The organism is Rhizobium sp. CRRU65, from assembly GCF_048551595.1.
Lineage (GTDB): Bacteria > Pseudomonadota > Alphaproteobacteria > Rhizobiales > Rhizobiaceae > Rhizobium > Rhizobium leguminosarum_J.
The window spans coordinates 166,488-190,635 of record NZ_JBLYZH010000001.1 but is presented as its reverse complement, the minus strand read 5'-3'; the positions used below and the strand labels follow the sequence as shown (position 1 = coordinate 190,635).

The following is a 24,148-nucleotide window of genomic DNA, read 5'->3' as shown; positions in this document are numbered from 1 at the left end:
TCAGTCCGGTTGAACCGGCCGGATCGTATCGACGGCGACGGCGCCCTCGAGGATCCCGCGCGTAATATCGCGCCTGTTCCGGTCGATCTCGATGACGGTGTAAAGCTTGTCGTCCCGAAAGGCGCTGGCATTGACCGTGGTGACATCCTCGGCGGGAGCCGCATCCACTTCCATGAAGTCGAGCTCACGAGACGCGGCGACGATTCTGGCGTCACCGGGCGTTCTGGCGGCAACGACGACAGTGCCGTGTCCGGGGGAATTGTCCCATCTCGGATCGTCGGGTGCGGCGATCGGCTCCAACCGGTAGATGTTGAGCATCTCGCCGCCTATGTCGGACGACGCTTGCGCAGCATCCTCGATTTGCGCCTGGCTCTCGACCGACTTTCCGAAAGTGGTCGGGCTGGTCGCGTTATTGATTTCTTCCTTGCCTGTCCTTGAGACGTTCGACATGTCGCTCTCCATTGTCAGAACGGTAACGACAGCCGGCAGCAAAGTGTTCCGCGCACGAAAAACCACAAATTTGACTGGAGCGGTTTCGGGCGAGCATTTCCGATATTTGCAACTATCAGGCTCATTTTGGGTGGTGAATCATGTTAGAATGAACGCGGGACGGCCCATACCATTTTCTGAGTTGAGCACTAAATTACCAGTCGTCGAATAGGGGGATTTTCGTGAGCGACCAAACTAGCGAATTCGCGCGCGACAGCGTTGCGGTAGATAGCCTCAATGGGCATGACCACAAAACGATGGCGTTCGACGACGCCAGCGCGCTTCTGGAAGTCCTTGTCGCGGTTAGGCGCGGCGACTTTTCCGTACGGATGCGGTCCGACCTGACAGGTCTCACCGGCAAAGTCGCCGATGCCCTCAACGACATCATTGCCGCCAATCAGCGCATGGCCCAGCAGCTCGAGCATGTCGGGCAGGTGGTCGGTCGGGACGGGCGAACGAGCACGCGCGTACGCTTCGGCCTGTCGGACGGCTCCTGGTCTGAAATGGAGGGATCGATCAATGGTCTGATCGACGATCTCCTGTGGCCGACGACAGCTGTTACGCGTACGATTACGGCTGTCGCCAAGGGAGATCTCTTGCGGACCGTGCCGCTCGACGTCGACGGGCGGCCGCTCAAAGGTGAATTCCTGCGCTCGGCCGATATCGTCAATACGATGATCAAGCAGTTGAGCGTCTTCACCTCGGAAGTAACGCGCGTCGCGCGCGAGGTCGGCACGGACGGAAAACTCGGCGGCCAGGCGCAGGTGCCGGAGGTGACCGGCGTCTGGAAGGACCTCACCGAAAGCGTGAACTCGATGGCGTCGAACCTGACGGCGCAGGTGCGCAACATCGCCGAAGTGACGATCGCCGTTGCGAATGGCGATCTTTCCAAGAAGATTACCGTCGACGTGCGCGGCGAGATCCTGCAGCTGAAGGAGGCGATCAACACCATGGTCGACCAGCTCAGATCCTTCGCCTCGGAAGTGACGCGCGTCGCCCGCGAGGTCGGCACCGAAGGCAAGCTCGGCGGACAGGCGCTGGTGCCGGGTGTCGCCGGAACCTGGAAGGACCTGACCGACAGCGTCAATGCCATGTGCGGCAACCTGACGGCTCAGGTGCGCAACATTGCCCAGGTGACCACGGCCGTGGCGCGCGGCGACCTGTCGCGCAAGATCACCGTCGACGTCTCGGGAGAAATCCTGGAGCTGAAGGAAACCATCAACACGATGGTCGATCAGCTCAACGGCTTTGCCGGCGAGGTGACGCGTGTGGCGCGTGAAGTCGGCACAGAGGGCCGCCTCGGCGGTCAGGCGCAGGTGCCAGGCGTCGCCGGCACCTGGAAGGACTTGACCGATAACGTCAATTCCATGGCCTCGAACCTCACCGCGCAGGTGCGCAACATCGCCGAGGTCTCGACTGCGATCGCCAACGGCGACCTCTCGAAGAAGATCACCGTTACGGTGTCTGGGGAAATCCTCGAGCTGAAGGAAACGATCAACACGATGGTCGATCAGTTGAACGCCTTTGCGTCGGAAGTGACCCGCGTGGCCCGCGAAGTCGGCACCGAAGGCCGGCTCGGCGGCCAGGCCAACGTGCGCGGCGTCGCCGGCACCTGGAAGGATCTAACTGAGAACGTCAACTCGATGGGCGGGAACCTGACGGCGCAGGTGCGCAATATCGCGGAAGTCTCGACTGCCATCGCCAATGGCGATTTGTCGAAGAAGATCACCGTCGACGTGAAGGGGGAGATCCTCGAATTGAAGGAGACCATCAATACGATGGTCGATCAGTTGAACGCCTTTGCCTCGGAAGTGACCCGCGTCGCCCGCGAAGTGGGCACGGAGGGCCGGCTCGGCGGCCAGGCGAATGTGCGCGGCGTTGCCGGCACCTGGAAGGACCTGACAGACAGCGTCAATTCCATGGCTTCCAACTTGACCGGGCAGGTGCGCAACATCGCCGAAGTCGCGACCGCCGTCGCCCAGGGAGACCTGTCCAAGAAGATCACCGTGACGGTGTCGGGCGAAATCCTCGAACTGAAAGAGACCATCAACACGATGGTCGATCAGCTCAACGGCTTTGCCGGCGAGGTGACGCGTGTGGCGCGCGAGGTCGGCACGGAAGGGCGGCTCGGCGGCCAGGCGAACGTGCTCGGCGTCGCCGGCACCTGGAAGGACCTGACCGACAGCGTCAACTCAATGGCAGGCAATCTGACGGCGCAGGTGCGCAACATCGCCGAAGTCTCGACTGCGATTGCCAATGGCGACCTGTCGAAGAAGATCACGGTGTCGGTCTCGGGTGAAATCCTCGAGCTCAAGGAAACGCTGAACACCATGGTCGATCAGCTGAACCGCTTTGCTTCCGAAGTCACCCGCGTTGCCCGCGAGGTCGGCACCGAGGGCAAGCTCGGCGGCCAGGCGCAGGTGCCAGGTGTCGCCGGCACCTGGAAGGATCTTACCGAAAACGTCAACTCCATGGCCTCCAACCTGACCGGCCAGGTGCGAAACATCGCCGAAGTGACGACGGCGGTGGCCCGCGGCGACCTGTCGCGCAAGATCACCGTCGACGTGAAGGGGGAAATCCTCGAACTGAAAAACACCATCAACACGATGGTGGACCAGCTCAACGCCTTTGCCGGCGAAGTGACGCGCGTCGCCCGCGAAGTCGGCACCGAAGGCAAGCTCGGCGGCCAGGCGCAGGTCTCCGGTGTTGCCGGCACCTGGAAGGACCTGACCGACAGCGTCAACTCCATGGCCGGCAACTTGACGGCGCAGGTGCGCAACATCGCCGAGGTGGCTACCGCTATCGCCAACGGCGACCTGTCGCGCAAGATCACGGTCGACGTGCGCGGCGAAATCCTGCTCTTGAAGGATACGCTGAATACCATGGTCGATCAGCTTCGCTCCTTTGCCGGCGAAGTGACACGTGTTGCCCGCGAAGTCGGCACCGATGGCAGGCTCGGCGGTCAGGCCGTCGTTCCCGGCGTCGCCGGCACATGGAAGGATCTAACCGATAACGTCAACCTGCTCGCCGCCAATCTGACGACCCAGGTCCGCAACATCGCCGAAGTGACGACGGCCGTGGCGCGCGGCGACTTGTCGCGCAAGATCACCGTCGACGTGAAGGGGGAAATCCTCGAACTGAAGAACACCATCAATACGATGGTGGACCAGCTCAACGCCTTCGCCGGAGAAGTGACGCGTGTTGCCCGCGAAGTCGGCACCGAAGGCAAGCTCGGCGGCCAGGCGCAGGTGCCGGGCGTTGCCGGAACCTGGAAAGACCTGACCGACACCGTCAACGTCATGGCCGCCAACCTGACCGAGCAGGTGCGCGGCATCGTCAAGGTGGTGACGGCGGTGGCGAACGGCGACCTCAAGCAAAATCTCACCGTCGCATCGAAGGGCGAGGTGGCAGCCCTTGCCGAGACCATCAACAACATGACCAACACGCTCGCGACCTTTGCCGATCAGGTGACCACGGTTGCGCGTGAGGTGGGCGTGGAAGGCCGCCTCGGCGGTCAGGCGAATGTTCCAGGTACTGCGGGAACCTGGAAGGACTTGACCGGTAACGTCAACCTGCTGGCAGCCAACCTGACGACGCAGGTGCGCGCCATCGCCGAGGTGGCGACCGCCGTCACCAAGGGTGACCTGACGCGCTCGATCAAGGTCGACGCGCGCGGCGAAGTGGCCGAGCTCAAGGACAACATCAACACGATGATCGATAACCTCAGGCTGACCACCGAGCGCAACACCGAGCAGGACTGGCTGAAGACCAACCTGGCGCGCTTCACCAACATGCTGCAGGGGCAGCGCGACCTGACGCTGGTCGGCAAGATGCTGCTGTCGGAGCTGGCGCCTCTGGTCGGTGCCCATCAGGGGGTCATCTACCAGGTGGATTCCGACGAGCGGCAGCCGATCTTGTCGCTGCTCTCTGTCTACGCGAAAGGGGGCGAGGCGGCGCACCCGGCGCGGCTCGAATTCGGCCAGGGACTTGTCGGCCAGTGCGCCAGCGACGCCCGCCGCATCCTGGTCACCGACCTTCCCGACAATGTCGTTCCGATAAGCTCCGGCGTGTTCACGACCTTGCCGAGGAGCGCCATCGTGCTGCCTGTGCATTTCGAGGGGCAGGTGAAAGCAGTGATTGAGCTGGCCTCCGTCGGCGAATTCACCGAGTTGCAGCTGTCCTTCCTCGATCAGCTGACGACATCGATCGGCATCGTCCTCAACTCGATCGAAGCGACGATGCAGACCGAAGGCCTGCTCAAGCAGTCCCAGCAGCTTGCCGCCGAGCTTCAGACGCAGCAGCGCGAGCTGCAGCAGACCAACGAGCAGCTCGGACAAAAGGCGCAGCAACTGGAGGAGCGCAACGTCGAAGTCGAGGCGAAGAACCAGGAAATCGAGCAGGCCCGGCGCGCGCTCGAGGAAAAGGCAACCGAGCTGGCGCTGACATCGAAGTACAAATCCGAATTCCTCGCCAACATGTCGCATGAGCTGCGCACGCCCTTGAATTCGATCCTCATCCTCGGCCAGCAGCTGGGAGAAAATCCGGATGGCAACCTCTCGGGCAAACAGGTCGAGTTCGCAAAGACGATTCACGGCGCGGGAACCGATTTGTTGAACCTGATCAGCGACATCCTCGACCTGTCGAAGATCGAGTCCGGAACAGTCTCGGTCGATGCCGAGGAGATTTTTGTCAGCAACCTGCTCGAGATGATGGCGCGGCCATTCCGGCACGAGGCCGAAAACCGGGACCTGTCGTTCTCGGTCGATGTCGGCGCCGATGTTGCAAAGAGCCTCATCACGGATTCGAAGCGACTGCAGCAGATCCTCAAAAACCTGCTGTCGAATGCCTTCAAGTTCACCGCGCAGGGCGGCGTGACACTTCGCGTCGCGTCGGCAACGAGCGGCTGGTCGTCCGATCATCCCTCCCTCAAGCACGCGCCTTCGGTCATTGCCTTCGAAGTCGTCGATACCGGCATCGGCATACCGCCTGAAAAACAGCGCATCATTTTCGAGGCGTTCCAGCAGGCGGACGCTTCGACGAGCCGCAAATACGGCGGCACCGGCCTCGGCTTGGCGATCAGTCGCGAACTGGCGAACCTGCTCGGCGGCGAAATCCAGCTGCGCAGCACCCCCGGTATCGGCAGCACCTTCGTCCTCTATCTGCCGCTCACCTATGTCGGCGCCGGCGCGGCTGCCCCCAAGACCGTTCCGTCGGCAAATGTCGTAGAATTCGCCGAGGCGGCAGCAAACCGCCGCGCCGAAAAGCCGATCGAACATGTTGAAGACGATCGCCATCAGATAGAGGCCGGCGACTCCGTGCTGCTCGTCGTCGAGGACGATGCGCATTACGCCCGCGTGCTGGTGGATCTCGCCCGCGACAATGGATTCAAGGTTCTGGTGGCGATGCGTGGCAGCGAAGCGCTCGCACTCGCGCAGGACTACAGGCCGGCGGCGATCTCGCTCGACATCTTTCTGCCCGATATGCTCGGCTGGACGGTGCTGAGCCAGCTCAAGCAGAATCCGCAGACGCGGCATATTCCGGTCCAGATCATCAGCCTCGACGAGGATCGCCAACATGGGCTGACCCGCGGCGCCTTCGCCTTCATGAGCAAGCCGACGACACCAGAAGGCCTTGGCAAGGCACTGTCGCGATTGAAGGCCTATGCACAACCGCGCCGCAAGCATCTGCTGCTGGTGGAAGACAACGAGGCCGAGCGTCTGAGCGTCACCGCCCTTCTCGGACATGACGACATCGATATCACCAGCGTCGGCTCCGGATCGGAGGCTCTCGCAGCCCTTCGGCAGAATGCCGCCGACTGCGTGGTGCTCGACCTTTCCCTTCCCGACATGTCCGGCTTCGACGTGCTGGAGCAGATACGCGACGACGCCGAGATCGGCGAGGTGCCGGTGGTCGTCTTCACCGGCCGGGAGCTTTCCGCCGAGGAAGACGCGGCACTGCACAGCATGGCCCGCAGCGTCGTGGTCAAGGGGGTCGAGTCGCCCGAACGTCTCCTGGATGAGACGGCCTTGTTCCTGCACCGGGTGGTCGCCGACCTGCCGGCCGCAAAACAGGCGACGCTGCAGGAACTGCACAGCTCGGATGAGGATCTTGTCGGCGAGACCGTGCTGCTCGTCGACGACGATGCCCGCAACATCTTCGCGCTGAGCAGCGTCCTCGAACGCCGGGGAATGAAGGTCCTGACCGCGACGACCGGCAGCGAAGCCATCGATGTCATCAACAACGAACCCTCTGTCGCGATCGTGCTGATGGACATCATGATGCCTGGAATGGACGGCTACGAGACGATGCAGCTCATCCGTTCGGAGCCCCGGTTCCGGCGGCTGCCGATCGTGGCGCTGACGGCCAAGGCGATGAAGGGCGACCGCGAGAAATGCCTGGAAGCGGGCGCATCCGACTATCTGGCGAAGCCGGTCAATACCGAACAGCTTCTGTCGGCTCTTCGCATGTGGCTGCATCGCTGAGGACCTCGCCATGAACCCCGTCAACATCCTCCTCGTCGACGACCAACCGGCAAAGCTCCTGAGTTACGAGGTCATTCTCGAAGAGCTCGAGGAAAACCTCATCAAGGCGCAATCCGCTCGCGAAGCCTTCGAGCACCTGTTGCGCACTGAAATCGCGGTGATCCTCGTTGATGTCTGCATGCCCGAACAGGATGGGTTCGAGCTCGTCAGCATGATCCGGCAGCATCCGCGCTATCAGAACACGCCGATCATCTTTGTTTCCGCCGTGATGCTGGCGGAACCCGACCGGCTGCGCGGCTATGCTGTGGGCGCGGTCGACTACGTCTCTGTTCCGATCGTCCCCGAGGTGCTGAGAGCCAAGGTGCGGGTCTTTGCCGAGCTCTACAGGAAGACGAGGGAACTCGAACGCCTGAACGTCGAGCTGGAGGCCCGCGTTCACCAGCGCACCGCCGAGCTCGAGGCTTCTGCAGCGCAGTTGCGTGAGCTCAACGAGGAACTCGAGCACCGGATTGATCAACGGACGCGGGAGCGCGAAGAGGCGCTCGCACAGCTGTTCGAGGCGCAGAAGCTCGACACGATTGGCCACCTGACGGGTGGCGTGGCCCACGACTTCAATAACCTCCTGATGGCAGTTCTCGGCAGCCTGAATCTTCTCAAGAAGCGGCTTCCGGCCGATGAACGCAGTGAACGCCTGGTGACGAACGCGATCCAGGCGGCCGAACGCGGCACGGCGCTCACCCAGCGCCTGCTTGCTTTCGCACGCCGCCAGGAGCTTAAGCCGCAGGCGGTCGACTTCTTCAGGCTGTTCGAAAACGTCGAGGATCTTCTCGCCAAGGCGGTGGGGCCGCGCATCGAAATCCGCAAAAGCATCCCGGCGGATCTGGCACCCCTCCTGGTCGACAGCAACCAGTTGGAACTGGCGTTGCTCAACCTGTTCGTCAATGCGCGGGATGCGCTCGAAAGCGGCGGAGCCGTGACGGTTGCCGCGGCGGCAGCCGAAGAAGCCCGGCCGGCCAGCCTTGCAGGCGGAAATTACATCAGGATATCGGTGTCGGACGATGGCGAGGGGATGGACGAGGCAACGGTCTCGCGTGCCGCCGAACCGTTTTTCACCACCAAGGGGGTCGGCAAGGGCACCGGTCTCGGCCTGTCGATGGTGCATGGCCTGGCGGCGCAATCCGGTGGCTCGATCCAGATATCAAGCGTTAGGGGCAAAGGCACGACGGTTTCGCTTTGGCTGCCCGTTGCCGAGGCATTCGTCAAGGTGCAGCCTCCCGTCGAGCTGCCGGCGACGGAGCCTTTGAAGCCGGCGTCGCGGCCGCTTGCCATTCTCGTAGTTGATGACGATGCCCTTGTCAGGACCGGGACCGTGGCGATGCTGGAGGATCTCGGGCACCTGCCGCAGGAAGCGTCTTCCGCTTCCCAGGCCTTGGAATTCTTTGCCCACGGGCAGGATTGCGATCTCGTCATCACCGATCATGCCATGCCGGGCATGACGGGCGCCGAGCTTGCGCGTCACCTTCGCTCCTCCTTTCCAGGCCTGCCCATCATCCTTGCCTCAGGCTATGCCGAGTTTTCCGAGGACCATGGCCTCGGCCGGATGCTGCGGATGAAGAAGCCATTCACACAGGAACAGCTTCAGGCGGCGATGGATCAGGCGCTCTCGGGCAAAGTCGCGGCGGCCTGAGGGTCGAAGTGGGGATGTGCTGGGGTGTATTGCGTTCTGGGTCGGCTCTAACTCGCGTCGCTTTCAAACCGCTGCCCGGCATAGAGGATGCGGAGGATAACAATTCGGTGGGCTCAACTACGAACGCCACGCTTACCCGGCGCTCGAAACCACAATGCGTAACCCGGGTCGGACATGATCGCGGATGCTGCGGCGTTCGTGGTACGTTTCGAACCCACTTACGAAGGTCTTGATGCGGGCCACATAATCGCGGGCGACGGCAGAAGATGCGGATGTCTTGCGGACTATAGATACCCGCCAAATCCAATTCCGCCTCATCGGGAAGGCGGATACTATAGCGCTTCTCAGTCTTCTTTTCGATCGATTTCGTCCATCCGCGCCTCGAGGTGCTTCCAGACCTCATCGAGGGGCGTGGCCTTGGTGGGATCGGCCTTGTAGGCATCATAGGTGGCCGTTACTTCTGTTCGCAGCCAATGCTCGACGGCATTCTCGCGTTCCTGCAAAGCCCGCAGTCCCTCGCGTATGACTTCGCTCTCCGAGGCGTAATCACCGTTGGACACCCGCTGTTTAACGCGCTTCGCCATTTCCAGGGGCAACGTGATGCTCATTTGTTGCGTCGAACGCATCGAATAAACTCCTGCTGTTGCAGGTTTATAGCACGCGATAGGATAAAATCCTTCTCCCGATAGGATGGAATCATACTCTTTGGGTCTCTGCCGGAGGGCACCTCGCGACGATGGCCGCTCTACGCTCTTCGTGCGTGCGAAACTTTTTGCCCTGACAAAAGTTACCCAGATCCCATCCCAATTTCATCGAAGGCTTTCCTTTGACCCAAATGACGTTCGGACCGGCATCCACTGAAGAGGGTATTCTATTCCGCCTCTGGGCTCCCTTGCATGAAAGCGTGTTGTTGAAGATTGAAGGCGCTGATCTCCGGCCGATGCAGGCGATCGGGGACGGCTGGCACCGCTCTACAGTCGCGGATGCCAGTGTCGGTACGCGCTACCGCTTCGTCCTGCCGGACGGTCTCGAAATACCCGATCCCGCTTCGCGATTTCAGCCGCAGGATGTGCATGGGCCGAGCGAAGTGGTCGACCTTTCCTTCTATCGCTGGAAGACGAGCGACTGGACGGGTCGGCCCTGGGAAGAGATGGTGATCTATGAGATGCATATCGGCTGCTTCACGCCGGAGGGTACTTTCAAGGCCGCGATCGAGCGGCTTGACCATCTGCGAGCGCTGGGCGTTACGGCGCTGCAGATCATGCCGCTGAGTGAATTTCCCGGCCGTTACAGCTGGGGTTATGACGGCGTGCTTCCCTATGCTCCGGACAGCAGCTACGGCCGGCCGGAAGATTTCATGGCGTTGGTGGACGCAGCGCACCAGCACGGCATCTCGGTTTTCCTGGACGTGGTCTACAATCACTTCGGGCCGGACGGCAATTACATCCCGGCCTATGCACCGCTCTTTACCGATCATCACAAGACGCCCTGGGGCAACGGTATCAATTACGACGGCGACGGGTCGGAGATGATCCGCGAGTTCATCATCGAGAACGCCATCTATTGGATCACCGAGTTCAGGCTCGACGGTTTCCGCTTCGATGCCGTGCATGCCATCAAGGACGACAGCTCCGAGCATCTGCTTCACGCGCTTGCCCGCCGCGTCAGGGCCGCGGCCGGCGACCGGCATGTTCATCTGATCGTCGAAAACGAGGAGAACGACAGCGACCTGTTGCAGCGTGACGAAAACGGGGAAGTGAAGCTGTTCACCGCCCAGTGGAACGACGACGTGCACCATGTGCTGCATATCACCGCCACCGGCGAAACCTTCGGCTATTATGCCGATTACGCTGGTGACGCCGGCAAGCTCGGCCGGGCGCTGGCGGAAGGTTTCGTCTTTCAGGGGGAACACATGCCCTATCGCGGCGGAAGCCGCGGCAAGCCGAGCGGCCATCTGCCGCCCACCGCTTTTATCTCCTTCATCCAGAACCATGACCAGATCGGCAACAGGGCGCTGGGGGATAGGGTTCTGGCTTCGAGCCCGGCTGATGTCGTCAAGGCGGTCGCCGCCATCTACCTGCTGGCGCCTGAGATCCCGATGCTGTTCATGGGGGAGGAATGGGGCGCCAGAGAACCTTTCCCCTTCTTCTGCGATTTCGACGAGGATCTGAACGAGAAGGTCAGGAAAGGCCGTCGCGAGGAGCTTTCCCGTCTCCCGGGCTTCGACGCCGACGACCTTCTCGACCCGACGGCGCCATCGACCTTTGCCGCCGCCAAGCTGGACTGGTCGAAACTCGCCTCTTCCGAGTCAGTCGGTTTTTACAGGATGCTTCTCGACCTCCGGCACCGCAGGATCGTGCCTTTGCTGAAAGGCGCTGGCGCCGGAACCGCGGTCTATCGCTCGGCGGGAAGCGCGCTCGCGGTGGATTGGACCCTGGCGCAGAACCGGCGTCTTCATCTGCAGGCCAACCTCGGCGCCGAGGCGGTGCCGCTCGTCTCGCCGCAGGACGACGGCGAGACGATCTTCGGTCTCGGCGGCAGCGACGGCGGCGATCTCGCACCCTGGACGGTGATTTGGAAAATCAGCGAGGCGTAACGGCGTGCTGACAGGAAGGCGATTAAACGATGAAACCTGCTGAGCTCGACCAGTTCGCCCGCCGGCACGGCATCAGCCCGACCAGGCCCAGTCCCGACAATCGGGAGGTGGCGATATCAGCCGAGACCAAGCGCAAGATCCTCTCGGCACTGAAGATCGACGTGCCGGGAACGGCCGATCCCGAGACCGGCGCGCCGCGGCGGGAGCCCAAGCCGGCGGCTAAGAAGATCGCCAGGTCATTTCTGCCCGATTTCCTTTCCGGCACGCGCGTCTGGGGCGTGAGCCTGCAGCTCTACGAGCTCCGTTCGGCGCGCAACTGGGGCATAGGAGACTTCGAGGATCTGTCCGATATGGCGGATCTCGCAGGATCGTTGGGCGCCGATTTCATCGGCCTCACCCCGCTTCATGCGCCGTTTCTCGCCGATCCAGACCGTTGCAGTCCCTACGAGCCGTCGAGCCGCCAGCATCTCAACCCGCTCTATATCGCGGTCGACCGATTGCCGGGTTTTGCCTGCGGTCCCGAACTCGAACGGCATTTGGAAAGCCTTCGCCAAACCGATCTCGTCGACTACGTCGGCGTCGCACAGATCAAGCTGAGGGTCCTGCGCGATCTCTGGCCGGCCTGGCGACAGCGCAGCGTGATCGACGAGGCCTATGATCCGGCCGATTTCGGCGCCTTCATCACGCAAGGCGGTAACAGCCTGCGGCTGCATGCGCTTTTCGAATGCCTCTCGTTTTCCATGGTCGAGCGCGGGACAGGCGCCGGCTGGAAACGTTGGCCGGCCGATTTCCAGCGCTTCGAAAGCGCCGCCGTCTCTGAATTCGAGCGCGAACACGCGGACGATGTCCGCTTCCACATGTGGCTGCAATGGCTTGCCCACCGGCAGCTGATGCAGGCGGCGGACCGGGCGCGGAGGGCGGGCCTGCGGATCGGGCTCTATCTCGATCTTGCCGTCGGGGAGGCGGTCGACGGTTCGGCGACATGGAGCGGGCCGGATACCTATGTCTCGAAGGCCACGATCGGCAGCCCACCCGATCCATTCGCCGTGGACGGGCAGGACTGGCACCTTGCCGGATACCTGCCTTCCGCGATCGCGGCAGGAGAAATGTCGCCTTTCCGGCGCATGCTGAGCGCTGCCATGCGATATGCGGGCGCCATCCGCATCGACCACGCCGCAGCACTTCGCCGCCTTTTCCTGGTGCCATTGGGCAGCAGGCCGGACGGCGGAGCCTATGTCCGATATCCCCAGGATCGGCTTCTGCAGATCCTCGCAGAAGTGTCCGCCGAGCATCGGTGCCTCGTCATCGGAGAAGACCTGGGACTGATCCCCAAGGGATTGCAGGACGATCTGGCGGCGGCCCACATTCTCTCCTACCGCATCCTTTCCTATGAACAGGACAAGAAGGGCTTCAAGCCGGCGGACGTCTATCCCGCCCTGGCTTTGGCTTGCATTTCGACGCATGACCACCAGACCCTTGCCGGCTGGTGGCGCGGCGCCGACATTCAGGCCCGGTGCGACCACGGCATCGTGCCGCCCGATCTCACCGAGAAACATCTCGAAGACCGCAAACGCGAGCGGAGGAACCTGAAAACGGCGCTGAAGGCTGCCGGTCTCGAACTGCCGGCCAGGCTTTCCCAAGCACGAGCAAGCGAGGAGACGCTGAGGGAATTGACCGTGAGCGCCTATCGCTTCATCGCCAGGACGCCCTCGCTTCTCGCCGCGGTCCGTCTCGCCGATCTCACCGACGAAAAGAGGCCAACCAATGTGCCAGGCACTAGCGACAGCTATCCGAACTGGAAGCCGAAGCTATCGGTTTTGCTCGCGGATCTGATGTCGAGCCCGCTGCTCAAGAGCGTGACGGCGGCGATGCGGGAGGAACGTCCGCGGGAGTGATTAAGGCCGGGCGAGCCGTCCGCTTCATCATTGTCGTTCGATAGGGCCTGCCGCTTATATGGAAATCGCTTCGCGCAGGGAACGAATAGGAAGCCGGCGAATTTTGAAGGAATAGGGACAGGCATGCCGAGATGAGGACCCGTCCGCTTTCGCCGCGTCAGATGCGGCGACTATATTGATGGAAAAAGACCATGACGAGCGCATTCATCCTTATCGCATTGGCTCTGATCATCATCTACGCCGGTCCGACATTGCTGTTCATCTGCGTCGGATATGCCGATTATATGCTGGAGCGGCGAAGGCATATGGTGGCGTTGAAGCACGCCGTGAAGCGTCGCAGCGACGAGTTTTAGAGCCTTTCGCGGGAAAACCGCTTCACACTTCTCCTGGAGTGGCTAGAGGTGGTGGACACCTTTTCGTTGGCTTGAATGGTACTCCGCCTTCCCAGAAAAGGATGCAGAGGCAGGTCGGCAAAACCCGCCTCCGGTAGCCTGCGTTCGTAAAAACGCCTCTGCGAATAGTTAGTCGTTCGCCGTAACCTTGACGCCAAGCACTGAAGGAATGGTGTTCGGTGCGCCCATGGCCGCGCCGATGATCATCGGGACGGGAACCGGCTTTTCCGGCGCAGCGCTGATCGTCAGGCTTTTCGGTCCGTCGAGATAGGTGTTGACGGCAGCCGCAACTTGGTTTTGCAGCTCGGGCATATTGAGCTGCGCCATCATCATCGGCACGAGACCTTTCAACGATTGTGCCAGCTGGTCGCCGGTGACGCCCTGCTGCGAGCCGGCATAATCGAGCGCCTTCTGGGTGATCGAGGCATCGTCGAAGCGGATCGAGGCACTGTTGATCGTCAGCTGTTGCATCAGCCCCAGCATCGCAAGGCCGACGGCCTGGTTGGCCTCTTCCTTGTTCGGATTGGCTTCGGCGGTCTTCACCGCCTCCTGCAGCGACTTGATGAAGCCCAGCGTGTAACCGGAGAAATCGACGGCGAAATTCAGCCGGCCGACATTCTTGAAGTCGAAAGCATATTCGTCGACAGCGACCTTGCCGCTTTCGATTTCCCAGATGCCCTTCATCGTTACCGCGCCGTCGAGCGTCGTCAGGCCCAGTTTCTCGATGGCCTCCTTCGCATTTGCATCCTCGACCTGCGACAGGTCGGCCTTGAGACCAGCGACATTGGCGTCATAGGCAAAGCCGCCATCCTGGCGTTCGAGGTTCGACTCGATGCTTTCGATCGCGAGCACGTCCTTGCCCTTGATGTTGAGAGCAATCGGCCCGGTGCTGACGGTTTCATAAAGGAGGATGTCGTTCAGCGTATCGCCCGTCGCATTGGCGGGAATCGTGAGGCCTGTGATCTGGATCTCGTTTGCGGAAAAACGTCCTTCCTCCTGGCTGATATCGATATCCGGGAAGGAGACGGTCTTGGCGTGATAGCCACCGCCTTCGATTTCCTCAACGCCCTCGAAGGTGAGGTTGCCGATCTTCAAAGTGTCGCCGGGCAGGCTCGAAGATCCCACCTGGACACCGGTCGCCATTACCGTGTCGCCATCGGCTTCCGCCTTTTCGAAGGTGATGACCGTACCGCCGGCACTGGTTGCGGCATTGAGCTTCTTCATCATGTCGGTGCCATCAAGGGCAAGCGCCGGGCTGGCCAGCGTCAGGAACGCGGTGCTTGCCATCATCAAGTGGAGATTACGCATGTGCTTCATGGAGATGTCCTTATGTAGAAAATAGATGCGAGGATTTCGAAATTTCCAGACGGGCCGAGTCCCGCTCTGAGGTCAGAAAAGGCGGTCCACGAAGCGCGCCGCTCGATTTCACGGCCTTCATCTGGTCAGCTAATTTGGGGGGCGGTGAGGTCAGGATCACCCGGAACGCTGGGGCTGAAGAAACATAGGTGCTCCTCCGCCGGTAACGCGCGGCAGTATTTTCTCTAGCAGGGGTAGCGTTGAGACTCATCCATTACACAAAAAGTGTATTTCCTCGATTCTTGCAACCCTTCGACCTTCGAATGCCGAGGTGGAGTCGCTCGTCCGCCGGGCGCTGGAGAATTCAATTGCGCATTTCCGACATTCGCCCGCGCAACAAATAGGCGAGCGCAAAAATCACCAGGAAGGGGTAGACGAGCACGATCAGCGGCAGACCGGCAGCCAGCGCATCGTCCTGCATATAGATGTTGAGGACACCGGCTCCCAGCACCAAGGGGTACAGCGGCGCAAATCTGTCGAACCACATCTTGAAAGGCCCCGCCAGGAGCAGAACGAGCGCCGGTAGAATGAAAATGCCGAGATTTCTTGCAACATTCATGAGCTCAGGACCGAACGGTTCGGTGGAGGAATAAAGTCGGCCGATCTGACGAGCCGCCCACAGAGCAGCGATTGCTGCCCCGGCATATCCCGCTGGTCTTGCTAGCATCGGCGAACGTCCTTTTGGCACGCGCCGCATTGGTACGGTCGCCCTCTGATTATTATGGGCGCATATCGTCTGCGGCGTCGACGCATTCAAGAATTCTCGTGCGACAAACGCCGGCCTCCTGCTGCATGAGAGGTTGCGCGCGCCAGGCTCGGTAGGCGATCCGGAATTCGATGTCCTTGTAAAAATAGGTCTTGGCTTTTCGTCGCACGCGGCTTCGCTCCAAAGCGTCCGCCGTTACGACGACATGTGTGGCAAGTCGTTTGAATTGCCATGGCGGCGAAGCTCGCTCCTTCTCGATCACTTCGACATGGTAGTAAAGATGGTGATCGGCGGGCTCCGGATGTTGGTGGACGGTGGCCCAGCGAACGGTCCGCGGTGAGATTGAGAGAATGACGGTGGAAACATCAGGTGGTTTCACCGCGTCGGCACGCGCGAAGGCTGCTGCGCCCAAAATGGTCGCGACAGCAAGAAGGATAGCTCCTGGACTTTTGCGCATGTGCGATCGCTATCAGTAGGATTTTCGCTTCGGGTCGAATATCGGCGGATAATCCTCTTCGTCCAGCATGTCGAGAAAAGGGTCCAGTCCCTCTTCTCCGTGATGAAGCGGTACTCCGCATCGGAAATCAAATTCACCGTGAGGAGTTCGACCGGATCATTCTCGACTATAAGCGCTTCCGCAATGCGCTGGTCAGTTTCGATGATCGGCGTGAGAAAGAGAAATGTCCTGAAATCGCATCCCTCGACCGGTGGAGTCGGCATCGGCAACCCGATGGCCGAAACCGAACCAGGTCGCGTCCCTGAATGGACGCTCGGCAAGCCAGCGCAGATTGACGATAATTTCGGGCGTCGGCTCATGCACGTACCACATCAGTTCGGCTCTGGGCTTTTCGCTCTTTTCACGGTGCGAGGCCGGCAGCGTCATTCGCCGATCGCTCATGCCGTTGGTCAGGAGCATGTAACCTTCGTCCGTACCGACCGACGCGAAGTCGCGTCCGAACGCGTGAATGTCAATGCCGTCCGATCGGTCGTCTGCGAATGAATATTCCGGTTCCTCCAGTTCATTCTCATAAACGGTGCGACGGAATGCGTTGAGAGATGTCGTTTCTGCTCCCGCCATCGTTGCCGTCTCTCCATTCTTTCCATTCCACGCGGATCTGGCAGGCCGGGCCGGCGCAGCACTACAGGCCAAGGTCATGGCCAGAAAACGCCTTCGACTGCATGCTCTGACAAGTGGGAACATTTTTAGAAGCACAACCACGCTTTGAAAGGGCTTTTAATCCCACCGGCCTCTGAAAAGTTCAACGCCAACGTGAGGGGATAGGCGACTGCATGCGCTTCGACAGAACGACGCGATGGCGCGTTCGTTCCGTTTCGGGCCGAAGTCTCGCCTGCTCGGATGTCTGCGGCCAAATTCTGGAACAATGTCTGTCGTCCCCTGTTACACTGACGATAAAAGCGTGTGCCGCGTGAAGACAAGGCAGTTGGAGGGATCGATGAAGCGGAGCATAGGATTTGGGCTGGTTTTTGCGGTTGTGCTGACAGGCTGTACGACCGGAGCAGGCAGTTATTCGTCGGCAGGACTGGCACCCATTCCCGGCAGCATCACATATAATGGCCAGCCTCGCACGAAGTTGACGAAATCGCCGGCGGGCTCTTCCTTCCCCCACACCTTCACCGATCAATGGGGACGCCAGGTCGAGGAGATCTACATCATCCGGCCCGACCGGAGCTTACTGATCGCCGAGCGCCACTACCGGCCAGTCTTCTCGCTCGACGACGACTAGAACAGGACGATTAGGCTCGGTCGGCCCACTCTGAATCTTGTTATACATTATAGAGTTAGCGCATGATGTCATCGAAAGCCGCTCACATTTTTTGGCGTCATGTTCCAGGAAGGAGAAATGATCATGCCGCGCCGCAAGAGCATTGAGACGACGACCCTCGACACCAAGGGAGCCAAGATCGGCGAGCCCGTTCCGAAAGCAGTCATCGATACGAATACGGCATCGGTCGGCGTTCCCCGCCAGTCCGATCGTGACCTGGCTGAAGAGCTCGGCGCGCTGCGACAGCAGATCGGCTGGCTCCAGCAGCAGGTCCTCGATGCCGGCCGATCGGTAAAGGGGAGTGCCGGGAAAGCAATGCGTCAGACGGAAGCTGCGGTGAAGCTCTACCCGGCCTCAACGCTGCTGTTCGTCGCGGCGGTCGCCGGCGCACTTGCCTTTGCTGGGCGTCGCGCCGCCCTACCGCGCCATCGGCCTCAACCGGCACTGCGGGAGTTGCGAGATCTCTACGACACGATCCGCGAGCGCATCTGACAAGATTTCAGGATTGTCAGCATCACGATTCTGGCCGACCCTTCATTATCGACGCGAGGGATAGGCATGTTCGACATCATCATACGCAGCGCGCTGGATATCGTTGGGCGAACTGAGCGCCTTATCGAGGCAATGAGGCGAATGCTCCAGAATGACGACCTCGACGAAGTCGAGGTCTACGAGCTCGATCATGAGATCGAGCGGCTCGGGGACGTGGTTTTCAACGTGGACGAAGCCGTTCGATCGTTGGCGCGCTCGGTCGAATGCTGGCCGCAGGCCGCTCTCGCACACGGGATCCGTCGGACATTGCATTGACGGTTGATAGCCGCTTTGGCAACTGACGGGTCACCAAATTCCGCTCTGAGTTGGCAGTGCCGATTCTGCGTGTCACGCCGATGTCACGCGACCGTCGCAGCAATATGTGCTTGATAGACACCGTTAGGCTCAGACCAGGGCGCGGTGGGGCTAAAATTGCTTTTTTTCGTTGGGGCATCGCAATGACCTTGAAAACCTCGGGGGAGAAATCTCAACCCCATGAATTCATCTTTCCGGTTCACACCCGGACGATCGCAGAGATCAGGTACAATAGTCTCAGCCGCATCATGACGGTGGTCTATCACGACGGCCATTCCTGCACGACTTCCGGCATACAAGGCCCCGCAATGCTGAGGATCCTCGCCCAGCGTCCGTTGGAGCGCTCTCCGTTTCTGTTGCAGACGGTCATTTAAGGGGTAAAAGACGTTGCCGGCCCTTGCCGGTACGGCGCTGCTGGGCATCGGTTTGTTTAATCAGCACGGTCGTGCATCTATTTCCCCCGGGCTGCGTTCACTCCGAAGAGCCGGACCTATTGGAGAGAACGCCTATGACCTTTCCACCACCTAAAACCGAATCTCCCGCGGAGCGCTTCGAAGAGGCGACCGCAGCCGCGCGCGACGCTTTGGAAAGGCTGATTGCAGCCGCCAATGAAGCCGGATGGGGCACCGAGGAGATAACCGCAGCACTGCTTAAGGCCGCCCAGTCTTTAAGCGATGCCAACAAGAGAGATCCCGATCCGGCCGACGATCCCTCAATCAGCGACGCAGCCGCCAGGCAGGACCAGATCGGCCACGGCGAACTCTATGATTAGTGGGCGTAGCACTGGTTTTTCCCCGCGATGAGACGAGGGTTGCCGGAATTCATGTTCGAGTGTTGCATGTCTTTGCTCTCGGCACCCGTTCGCAATATGCGAAGGCTGGCTAGCCATGCGGGCGGTAGCGACGAGCTGCAAGATTATCGTCAGCGCATGAGCAGCGCGACCAAACCAACCCGGGAGTTTACCCCGAGCTTGGAATAGATGTTTCTGAGGTGGGTTCTGACCGTTTCGTAGCTGATGTGATCGGCTACGGCCACCTCTTTTGGAGAATGGCCCGAGGCTATGCTTGATGCGATCCGAATCTCCGTCGCAGTCAGTTTGTAGGCTTCCATTAGGAAGTCTCGCCGCTCATTGAGCAGCGTGGCCACCATCGGCTCGACAATGACGGCCACGGTCGGCCCCTCCAAGATCTCAGTGAATGCATCGGACTGGAGCCGGAGGAGTGTGATGCGATAACTTGCCTTGTCCTTCCCCTTTGCAATCGCCGTATGCGGCCTTGTTTGCACACCTTTTCTGGAGGTCAGGAAATCGAGAACAGCGGTCGACCTCTCGCATTGAACTTCGAGCTTGCCGCTTGGGGCGACATGCATAGGAAAGCCAGTCGCCATTAAGGCTTCCGCGCTCTTATTCCATTGGCGTGCTCGCCCTTGCTCCGAAACGTAGATCAGTCCGACGCCGATGCTATCAAACAGGGTTTGCGTTGTCTGTCTTTCCGGGGCGAGTAAATCGCGCTTCCGGATGAAGTCGAAAGCTCTTTTCAAATGGGGAGCGAGTATCGTGTACCGCCCGGCTGCCTCCTTGTTGAAACCGGGATCCGCTGACGACGTGCAGGTCGATAGGACGAAGGTGCGGGTTTCCTCCCGAATGATGGAGACACCAATGCTCGTCTCGCATTGGGCCTGCCCCTTCAGCCAATCATTGTAGAATTCCGATTTGAGCAAGTCCTCGCGTGGAAAGATCTCGTCTCCGCAGACACCCTGACCGACGGGCACTGAGCTCAATCTCGGAATCCAGGGGTTCACTGCGGCAAAGTGGCTGCTGAACTGGTCGACCTCATTCCTCGAAAACCCCGATACGTAGGGAACATGGGCCACAGGCGAGGCCAGATCGTGGTAATGGAGGGCAGCCTTTCCATTCGGCGAGGTTTGCGCAACGCGATCTAGAAAATCCTGCCAGTTGCACTCACCGAATAGACTTCCATAGATCAAATCTATCAGCTCAGATGAAGCGTCTTTTGACTGGAGCATGATCTTTCTGAAAATCCCATAGCGAGTATTTTCGGTATTAAATAACGTTGGTCAGGTAAAGACAACGGCAACCCCATGTAATATCAAAATCGGCGACCATGGACATCAGTTGCACATCGCAGGGCGGCACTGCTCGCTGCTTCAAGCGAGCGGGTATGGCCAAATCAATAGGTCTCACCGGCCGATCGTGGCGACGGAGCCGCGCAGGACGAGGCTCGTGCGGACGCGCAGACGTTCGACGGCAAGAGGGGTGCGTTCGATACGGGCGATGAGCCGCTCGCCGGCGAGCTTGCCCATCTCGTAGACGCGCTGGTCTACGATGGTGATCGGCGGAACGGTGACGCTGGTCCAGTCGGCGTCGAGAAACGAAATCATCGACACGTCCCTGGGGATCGACAGGCCGAGCGATTGTAGCGACTTGAAGATGCGCAAGCCGACGAGGCTGTCCGATGCCAGCAGCGCCGTCGGCGCGGCACTGTCGGCGAGCAGGCTTTTGATCACGCCGTCTGTCTGGCGCTGGTCCGTGGCTCCGAGCCTGACATAATGAAGAGGGTTCGGCAAACCCGCCTCGGTCAGGACGCTGACAAAACCTTCTACGCGTTCGCGCACGGCGGAATTCGAGATCCGCCCGATATCTGTGGGCCCGCCGCCCTCGGCATCCATAGCAGAGACGTAGGCGAGGCGGCGATGTCCTTGCTCGATCAGATACCGGGTCGCCGCGATGGCCGCATCCCGGTCGTCGCCGGTCACGGCGTCGACATCGAGTTCCGGGATCGCCCGGTCGAACAGGACGAGCGGCACGCCGGCGCGGCGGACGTGGTGGAGATGATCGATGCTGTCGCAGCGGGCCGGAGTGACGATCAGGCCATCGACGCGTTTGCCGATCAGGAGGTCGACGGCCGATTTTTCCGCATCGAGCTCTTCGCCCGAATTCGCGATGATGACGTTGAATCCCGCGAGGCGGGCGGCATCGCTGATGCCGCGCACCGCCAGGCTGAAGAAAGCGTTCTCGATATCGCCGACCACGACCCCGATGATACCGGATCTTCCGGTGCTCATGCTCCGGGCGAGTTCGTTCGGGCGGTATTCGAGGGCGGCGGCGGCCGCCATGACCTGATCTGTGATCTTGGCGCTGACCACGCCGTAGCCGCCGAGAACGCGGGCGGCCGTCGCCTTCGAGACCTTTGCGGCCTTCGCGACGTCGGCGACCGTGACTGCACGTTTCGGATGAGCGGAATCTTCCATGGGCCGAGGACTACAAGAGTTGTTGACGGCAGGTCAATTGACGGATATCAAATATGTCGTGAGACCGGTCTCTTTATATCAGAGACCGGTATCTTGTCCACAAATCTCTGTCGCGATGCGCGGCAGCGTGGGACGACAATGCCGACAAGAGCATTCCTTTCAGAGCGGAGAACGACGATGAAGCCTTTTCTATTTTTTCCGGCCATCATGGCCCCGTTGCGGGCCGGCCTTGTCACATGCCTTCTTGCGATGGGGGCAGGTTCTGCGGCCGCAGCCGACAATCCCTATAACCTGATCGAGCCAGGGACTATCAGCGTCGGCACGATGGGCGATTCCAAGCCCTACACGTTTGCCACGGCGGACGGCCAGTTTACCGGTTTCGATATCGAGTTGTTTCTCAACGTCGTCTCCCGCCTCGGCTTTCAAAAAGACAAGGTGACGTTTACGGGCCAGGAATTTTCAGCACTCCTGCCGTCGGTCGCAAACGAAAGGTTCGACGTTGCCGTTGCGGCGATCGGAACCACCGAAGCCCGCAAGAAGACCATCGACTTTTCCGACGGCTATCTTGCCGGTTATCTCTCCGTGCTGACCCCGGATGCCGGTATCAAGGATGCCGATGGCCTCAAGGGCAAGCGTCTCGGGGTCGTGCAGGGGACCTTGCAGGAAGTCTATGCGGCCAAGAATTTCGGGGGAACCGATCTGGTGAAATTCCCCGACAACAATTCTGCCGTGGCTGCCCTCAACAACGGAACGGTCGATGCGCATTTTCTCGACTACGAGGCCGCCAAGCAATATGGCGAGCGCTATCCCGCGCTGAAGGTTGCCGTGAATATCCCCTCCTTCGATGCGCCTGCTGGCTTCGTGGTCCGAAAAGGAAATGACGCCTTTCGCACGGCGCTCAACGGCGCGCTTCACGATGCGATGCAGGACGGCACCTGGAAGACCCTTTACGAAAAGTGGTTCCCCGGCTCGCCGATGCCGGAACAGTATCTTCCCAAGAAGTGACGCCGCAAGCCGCCCGCTCATGGCGGGCGGCTTACCAGGGCTCTGCCGGACGGCGGCGTCCGCGCCGGGCAAGAATTCATGGGGATCTGAATGAACTGGCTTGAAAATCTGCGCCGCAGCTTCCTGGACTGGGACGCCATGGCGGAAGTTCTGCCGAGCATGATCAGCGTCGGCCTGAAGAATACGCTGATCCTGGCCGCTGCCTCGACCGTGCTCGGCGTCATCATCGGTATGGCGCTTGCCGTGATGGGCATCTCGCAATCCCGCTGGCTGCGGCTGCCGGCGCGCATCTACACCGATGTTTTCCGCGGGCTTCCGGCGATCGTCACGATCCTGATCATCGGCCAGGGGTTTGCCCGGATCGGGCGCGAGATCTTCGGTCCGTCTCCATTTCCGCTCGGCATCCTGGCGCTCAGCCTGATTGCCGGAGCCTATATCGGCGAAATTTTCCGGTCCGGCATTCAAAGCGTCGAGCGCGGCCAGATGGAAGCCTGCCGGGCTCTCAGCATGAGCCATGGGCAGGGCATGCGCCTGATCGTCATCCCACAAGGCATCAGGCGGGTTCTGCCGGCGCTGGTCAATCAATTCATCGGAAACGTCAAGGATTCCAGCCTTGTCTACTTCCTCGGATTGCTCGCTTCCGAGCGGGAGATCTTCCGGGTCGGCCAGGATCAGGCCGTCGTCACCGGCAATCTGTCACCGCTGCTGCTGGCGGGCGTCTTCTATCTCGTCATCACCGTTCCGCTGACCCACTTCGTCAACTATATCGATGCGAGACTGCGGCTCGGAAAACAAGGCCGCGGCTCGGGTGTTGCGAGCGGATTGGTCGAGGTAAGCGAGTTGCGGGCCGCTGGCCCCCATCCCACGGGCACGGCCGAGGAGAGTACGCAGCGCTTCAAAGGCGGCGCCCTGAACATCCGAGACCTCGCCATGGCCTACGGCGATCTCGACGTGTTGAAGGGTGTTGATCTCGACATCGCTGCCGGAACCGTCACTTGCATCATCGGCCCTTCCGGCTCGGGAAAATCGACGCTGCTGCGATGCATGAACAGGCTTGTCGAGCCGAAAGGCGGCGACATCCTGCTCGATGGCGAGAGCATCCTGGCGATGAAGCCGGAGAGGCTGCGCCGGCGTGTGGGCATGGTGTTCCAGCACTTCAACCTGTTTCCCGACCACACGGCACTCGAAAACGTCATGCTTTCGCTGACCAAGATCAAGAAGATGCCGAGGCAGGAGGCGCAGCGCATCGCCGAGGCGCGTCTGGCGGAGGTCGGTCTCGCAGAGCGTAGGGATCATCGGCCCGCAGGCCTGTCGGGTGGGCAGCAGCAGCGCGTCGCCATCGCCCGCGCGCTTGCCATGGATCCGGAGGTGATGCTCTTCGACGAAGTGACGAGTGCGCTCGATCCCGAACTGGTGAAGGGCGTGCTCGACCTGATGGCCGCTCTCGGTCGACAGGGCATGACGATGGCCGTGGTGACGCATGAGATGGGATTTGCCCGCAGGGTGGCAGACCAAGTCGTCTTCATGGATGAGGGTCGCATCGTCGAGGCCGGCTGCCCGGAGCAGATCTTCGACAATCCCAAAAGCGAGCGGCTGAAGCGCTTCCTTGCGGAAGTTCTCTGAAGCGCCTGAGGCAACGC

The 24,148-nt window shown here is 60.7% G+C and carries 20 protein-coding genes; 12 read left to right on the top strand and 8 right to left on the bottom strand.

All coding sequences use genetic code 11. The features are described 5' to 3' along the window. On the bottom strand, positions 1-462 hold the full coding sequence (locus ACM5SV_RS00895) for a hypothetical protein (RefSeq protein ID WP_017996328.1): 462 nt from the start codon (positions 460-462) through the stop codon (positions 1-3). Between the two features lie 209 nt (positions 463-671). Here ACM5SV_RS00895 and ACM5SV_RS00890 point away from each other — a divergent pair, with 209 nt between their 5' ends. Next, on the top strand, positions 672-6,971 hold the full coding sequence (locus ACM5SV_RS00890; protein ID WP_419424906.1) for a HAMP domain-containing protein: 6,300 nt from the start codon (positions 672-674) through the stop codon (positions 6,969-6,971). Between the two features lie 10 nt (positions 6,972-6,981). Further along, the gene (locus ACM5SV_RS00885) at positions 6,982-8,658 is read left to right on the top strand and encodes a response regulator (protein WP_128406890.1); all 1,677 of its coding nucleotides are present in this window, start codon (positions 6,982-6,984) and stop codon (positions 8,656-8,658) included. Between the two features lie 344 nt (positions 8,659-9,002). Here ACM5SV_RS00885 and ACM5SV_RS00880 read toward each other — a convergent pair whose 3' ends face one another. After that, a complete protein-coding gene (locus tag ACM5SV_RS00880; RefSeq protein WP_222016203.1) occupies positions 9,003-9,284 on the bottom strand; it encodes a type II toxin-antitoxin system ParD family antitoxin in 282 nt (93 codons plus the stop codon). Positions 9,285-9,493: 209 nt separating this feature from the next. On the opposite strand from ACM5SV_RS00880, the gene treZ reads away from it, so the two are divergent. From treZ to ACM5SV_RS00865, 3 genes are all read left to right on the top strand, one after another. Further along, the gene (gene treZ, locus ACM5SV_RS00875) at positions 9,494-11,254 is read left to right on the top strand and encodes a malto-oligosyltrehalose trehalohydrolase (protein ID WP_419425044.1); all 1,761 of its coding nucleotides are present in this window, start codon (positions 9,494-9,496) and stop codon (positions 11,252-11,254) included. Between the two features lie 29 nt (positions 11,255-11,283). Continuing rightward, positions 11,284-13,149 (top strand): 4-alpha-glucanotransferase, encoded by a 1,866-nt coding sequence (gene malQ, locus ACM5SV_RS00870; RefSeq protein WP_222016206.1) that lies wholly within the window; start codon positions 11,284-11,286, stop codon positions 13,147-13,149. Positions 13,150-13,340: 191 nt separating this feature from the next. Then, the gene (locus ACM5SV_RS00865) at positions 13,341-13,502 is read left to right on the top strand and encodes a hypothetical protein (protein WP_012755472.1); all 162 of its coding nucleotides are present in this window, start codon (positions 13,341-13,343) and stop codon (positions 13,500-13,502) included. A gap of 168 nt (positions 13,503-13,670) precedes the next feature. On the opposite strand, the gene ACM5SV_RS00860 is transcribed toward ACM5SV_RS00865, so the two are convergent. The 4 genes from ACM5SV_RS00860 to ACM5SV_RS00845 all read right to left on the bottom strand — a co-directional run bounded on the left by ACM5SV_RS00860 (position 13,671) and on the right by ACM5SV_RS00845 (position 16,681). Continuing rightward, on the bottom strand, positions 13,671-14,858 hold the full coding sequence (locus ACM5SV_RS00860) for a hypothetical protein (RefSeq protein ID WP_419424905.1): 1,188 nt from the start codon (positions 14,856-14,858) through the stop codon (positions 13,671-13,673). A 343-nt stretch (positions 14,859-15,201) separates the two neighbouring features. After that, positions 15,202-15,564 carry a hypothetical protein gene (locus ACM5SV_RS00855; protein WP_419424904.1) on the bottom strand — a complete coding sequence of 121 codons (363 nt, stop codon included), beginning with the start codon at positions 15,562-15,564 and terminating at the stop codon, positions 15,202-15,204. A 52-nt stretch (positions 15,565-15,616) separates the two neighbouring features. Next, entirely contained in the window at positions 15,617-16,060 is a 444-nt protein-coding gene (locus ACM5SV_RS00850) for a DUF5086 family protein (RefSeq protein WP_419424903.1), read from the bottom strand. A 192-nt stretch (positions 16,061-16,252) separates the two neighbouring features. Further along, entirely contained in the window at positions 16,253-16,681 is a 429-nt protein-coding gene (locus tag ACM5SV_RS00845) for a suppressor of fused domain protein (RefSeq protein ID WP_419424902.1), read from the bottom strand. Positions 16,682-17,057: 376 nt separating this feature from the next. Between ACM5SV_RS00845 and ACM5SV_RS00840 the strand changes: the two genes are divergently transcribed. The 5 genes from ACM5SV_RS00840 (at position 17,058) to ACM5SV_RS00820 (ending at position 19,005) form a co-directional block, all read left to right on the top strand. Continuing rightward, complete coding sequence (locus ACM5SV_RS00840) at positions 17,058-17,348, top strand: hypothetical protein (RefSeq protein ID WP_387465862.1); 291 nt, start codon at positions 17,058-17,060, stop codon at positions 17,346-17,348. A 123-nt stretch (positions 17,349-17,471) separates the two neighbouring features. Further along, positions 17,472-17,879 carry a hypothetical protein gene (locus tag ACM5SV_RS00835; RefSeq protein WP_419425043.1) on the top strand — a complete coding sequence of 136 codons (408 nt, stop codon included), beginning with the start codon at positions 17,472-17,474 and terminating at the stop codon, positions 17,877-17,879. Positions 17,880-17,945: 66 nt separating this feature from the next. Next, positions 17,946-18,194 (top strand): hypothetical protein, encoded by a 249-nt coding sequence (locus tag ACM5SV_RS00830; RefSeq protein WP_419424901.1) that lies wholly within the window; start codon positions 17,946-17,948, stop codon positions 18,192-18,194. 182 nt (positions 18,195-18,376) lie between these two features. Beyond that, positions 18,377-18,607: a hypothetical protein gene (locus ACM5SV_RS00825; RefSeq protein WP_011649482.1), complete on the top strand. Its 231-nt coding sequence runs from the start codon at positions 18,377-18,379 to the stop codon at positions 18,605-18,607. Between the two features lie 134 nt (positions 18,608-18,741). After that, the gene (locus tag ACM5SV_RS00820) at positions 18,742-19,005 is read left to right on the top strand and encodes a hypothetical protein (RefSeq protein WP_012755478.1); all 264 of its coding nucleotides are present in this window, start codon (positions 18,742-18,744) and stop codon (positions 19,003-19,005) included. Between the two features lie 149 nt (positions 19,006-19,154). Here the strand turns inward: ACM5SV_RS00820 and ACM5SV_RS00815 are convergent, their stop codons facing one another. After that, the gene (locus ACM5SV_RS00815) at positions 19,155-20,258 is read right to left on the bottom strand and encodes a LuxR C-terminal-related transcriptional regulator (RefSeq protein WP_419424900.1); all 1,104 of its coding nucleotides are present in this window, start codon (positions 20,256-20,258) and stop codon (positions 19,155-19,157) included. 174 nt (positions 20,259-20,432) lie between these two features. Beyond that, complete coding sequence (locus tag ACM5SV_RS00810) at positions 20,433-21,503, bottom strand: LacI family DNA-binding transcriptional regulator (protein WP_419424899.1); 1,071 nt, start codon at positions 21,501-21,503, stop codon at positions 20,433-20,435. 177 nt (positions 21,504-21,680) lie between these two features. Here ACM5SV_RS00810 and ACM5SV_RS00805 point away from each other — a divergent pair, with 177 nt between their 5' ends. Together ACM5SV_RS00805 and ACM5SV_RS00800 are read left to right on the top strand one after the other, a co-directional pair. Next, positions 21,681-22,508: an ABC transporter substrate-binding protein gene (locus ACM5SV_RS00805; protein ID WP_003562731.1), complete on the top strand. Its 828-nt coding sequence runs from the start codon at positions 21,681-21,683 to the stop codon at positions 22,506-22,508. A 90-nt stretch (positions 22,509-22,598) separates the two neighbouring features. Then, positions 22,599-24,131 carry an amino acid ABC transporter permease/ATP-binding protein gene (locus tag ACM5SV_RS00800; protein ID WP_419424898.1) on the top strand — a complete coding sequence of 511 codons (1,533 nt, stop codon included), beginning with the start codon at positions 22,599-22,601 and terminating at the stop codon, positions 24,129-24,131. Positions 24,132-24,148: the final 17 nt, after the last annotated feature.

Excerpts from the sequence above, each read along its gene's own strand:
- ACM5SV_RS00830 (WP_419424901.1), top strand. The coding sequence starts at position 17,946 with ATGTTCGACATCATCATACGCAGCGCGCTGGATATCGTTGGGCGAACT.
- ACM5SV_RS00825 (WP_011649482.1), top strand. The coding sequence starts at position 18,377 with ATGACCTTGAAAACCTCGGGGGAGAAATCTCAACCCCATGAATTCATC.
- ACM5SV_RS00850 (WP_419424903.1), bottom strand. The coding sequence starts at position 16,060 with ATGCGCAAAAGTCCAGGAGCTATCCTTCTTGCTGTCGCGACCATTTTG.
- ACM5SV_RS00865 (WP_012755472.1), top strand. The coding sequence starts at position 13,341 with ATGACGAGCGCATTCATCCTTATCGCATTGGCTCTGATCATCATCTAC.
- ACM5SV_RS00800 (WP_419424898.1), top strand. The coding sequence starts at position 22,599 with ATGAACTGGCTTGAAAATCTGCGCCGCAGCTTCCTGGACTGGGACGCC.
- malQ (WP_222016206.1), top strand. The coding sequence starts at position 11,284 with ATGAAACCTGCTGAGCTCGACCAGTTCGCCCGCCGGCACGGCATCAGC.
- ACM5SV_RS00820 (WP_012755478.1), top strand. The coding sequence starts at position 18,742 with ATGACCTTTCCACCACCTAAAACCGAATCTCCCGCGGAGCGCTTCGAA.
- ACM5SV_RS00810 (WP_419424899.1), bottom strand. The coding sequence starts at position 21,503 with ATGGAAGATTCCGCTCATCCGAAACGTGCAGTCACGGTCGCCGACGTC.
- ACM5SV_RS00840 (WP_387465862.1), top strand. The coding sequence starts at position 17,058 with ATGAAGCGGAGCATAGGATTTGGGCTGGTTTTTGCGGTTGTGCTGACA.
- ACM5SV_RS00885 (WP_128406890.1), top strand. The coding sequence starts at position 6,982 with ATGAACCCCGTCAACATCCTCCTCGTCGACGACCAACCGGCAAAGCTC.
- treZ (WP_419425044.1), top strand. The coding sequence starts at position 9,494 with ATGACGTTCGGACCGGCATCCACTGAAGAGGGTATTCTATTCCGCCTC.
- ACM5SV_RS00815 (WP_419424900.1), bottom strand. The coding sequence starts at position 20,258 with ATGCTCCAGTCAAAAGACGCTTCATCTGAGCTGATAGATTTGATCTAT.
- ACM5SV_RS00845 (WP_419424902.1), bottom strand. The coding sequence starts at position 16,681 with ATGGCGGGAGCAGAAACGACATCTCTCAACGCATTCCGTCGCACCGTT.
- ACM5SV_RS00855 (WP_419424904.1), bottom strand. The coding sequence starts at position 15,564 with ATGCTAGCAAGACCAGCGGGATATGCCGGGGCAGCAATCGCTGCTCTG.
- ACM5SV_RS00805 (WP_003562731.1), top strand. The coding sequence starts at position 21,681 with ATGAAGCCTTTTCTATTTTTTCCGGCCATCATGGCCCCGTTGCGGGCC.
- ACM5SV_RS00880 (WP_222016203.1), bottom strand. The coding sequence starts at position 9,284 with ATGCGTTCGACGCAACAAATGAGCATCACGTTGCCCCTGGAAATGGCG.
- ACM5SV_RS00860 (WP_419424905.1), bottom strand. The coding sequence starts at position 14,858 with ATGAAGCACATGCGTAATCTCCACTTGATGATGGCAAGCACCGCGTTC.
- ACM5SV_RS00895 (WP_017996328.1), bottom strand. The coding sequence starts at position 462 with ATGGAGAGCGACATGTCGAACGTCTCAAGGACAGGCAAGGAAGAAATC.
- ACM5SV_RS00835 (WP_419425043.1), top strand. The coding sequence starts at position 17,472 with ATGCCGCGCCGCAAGAGCATTGAGACGACGACCCTCGACACCAAGGGA.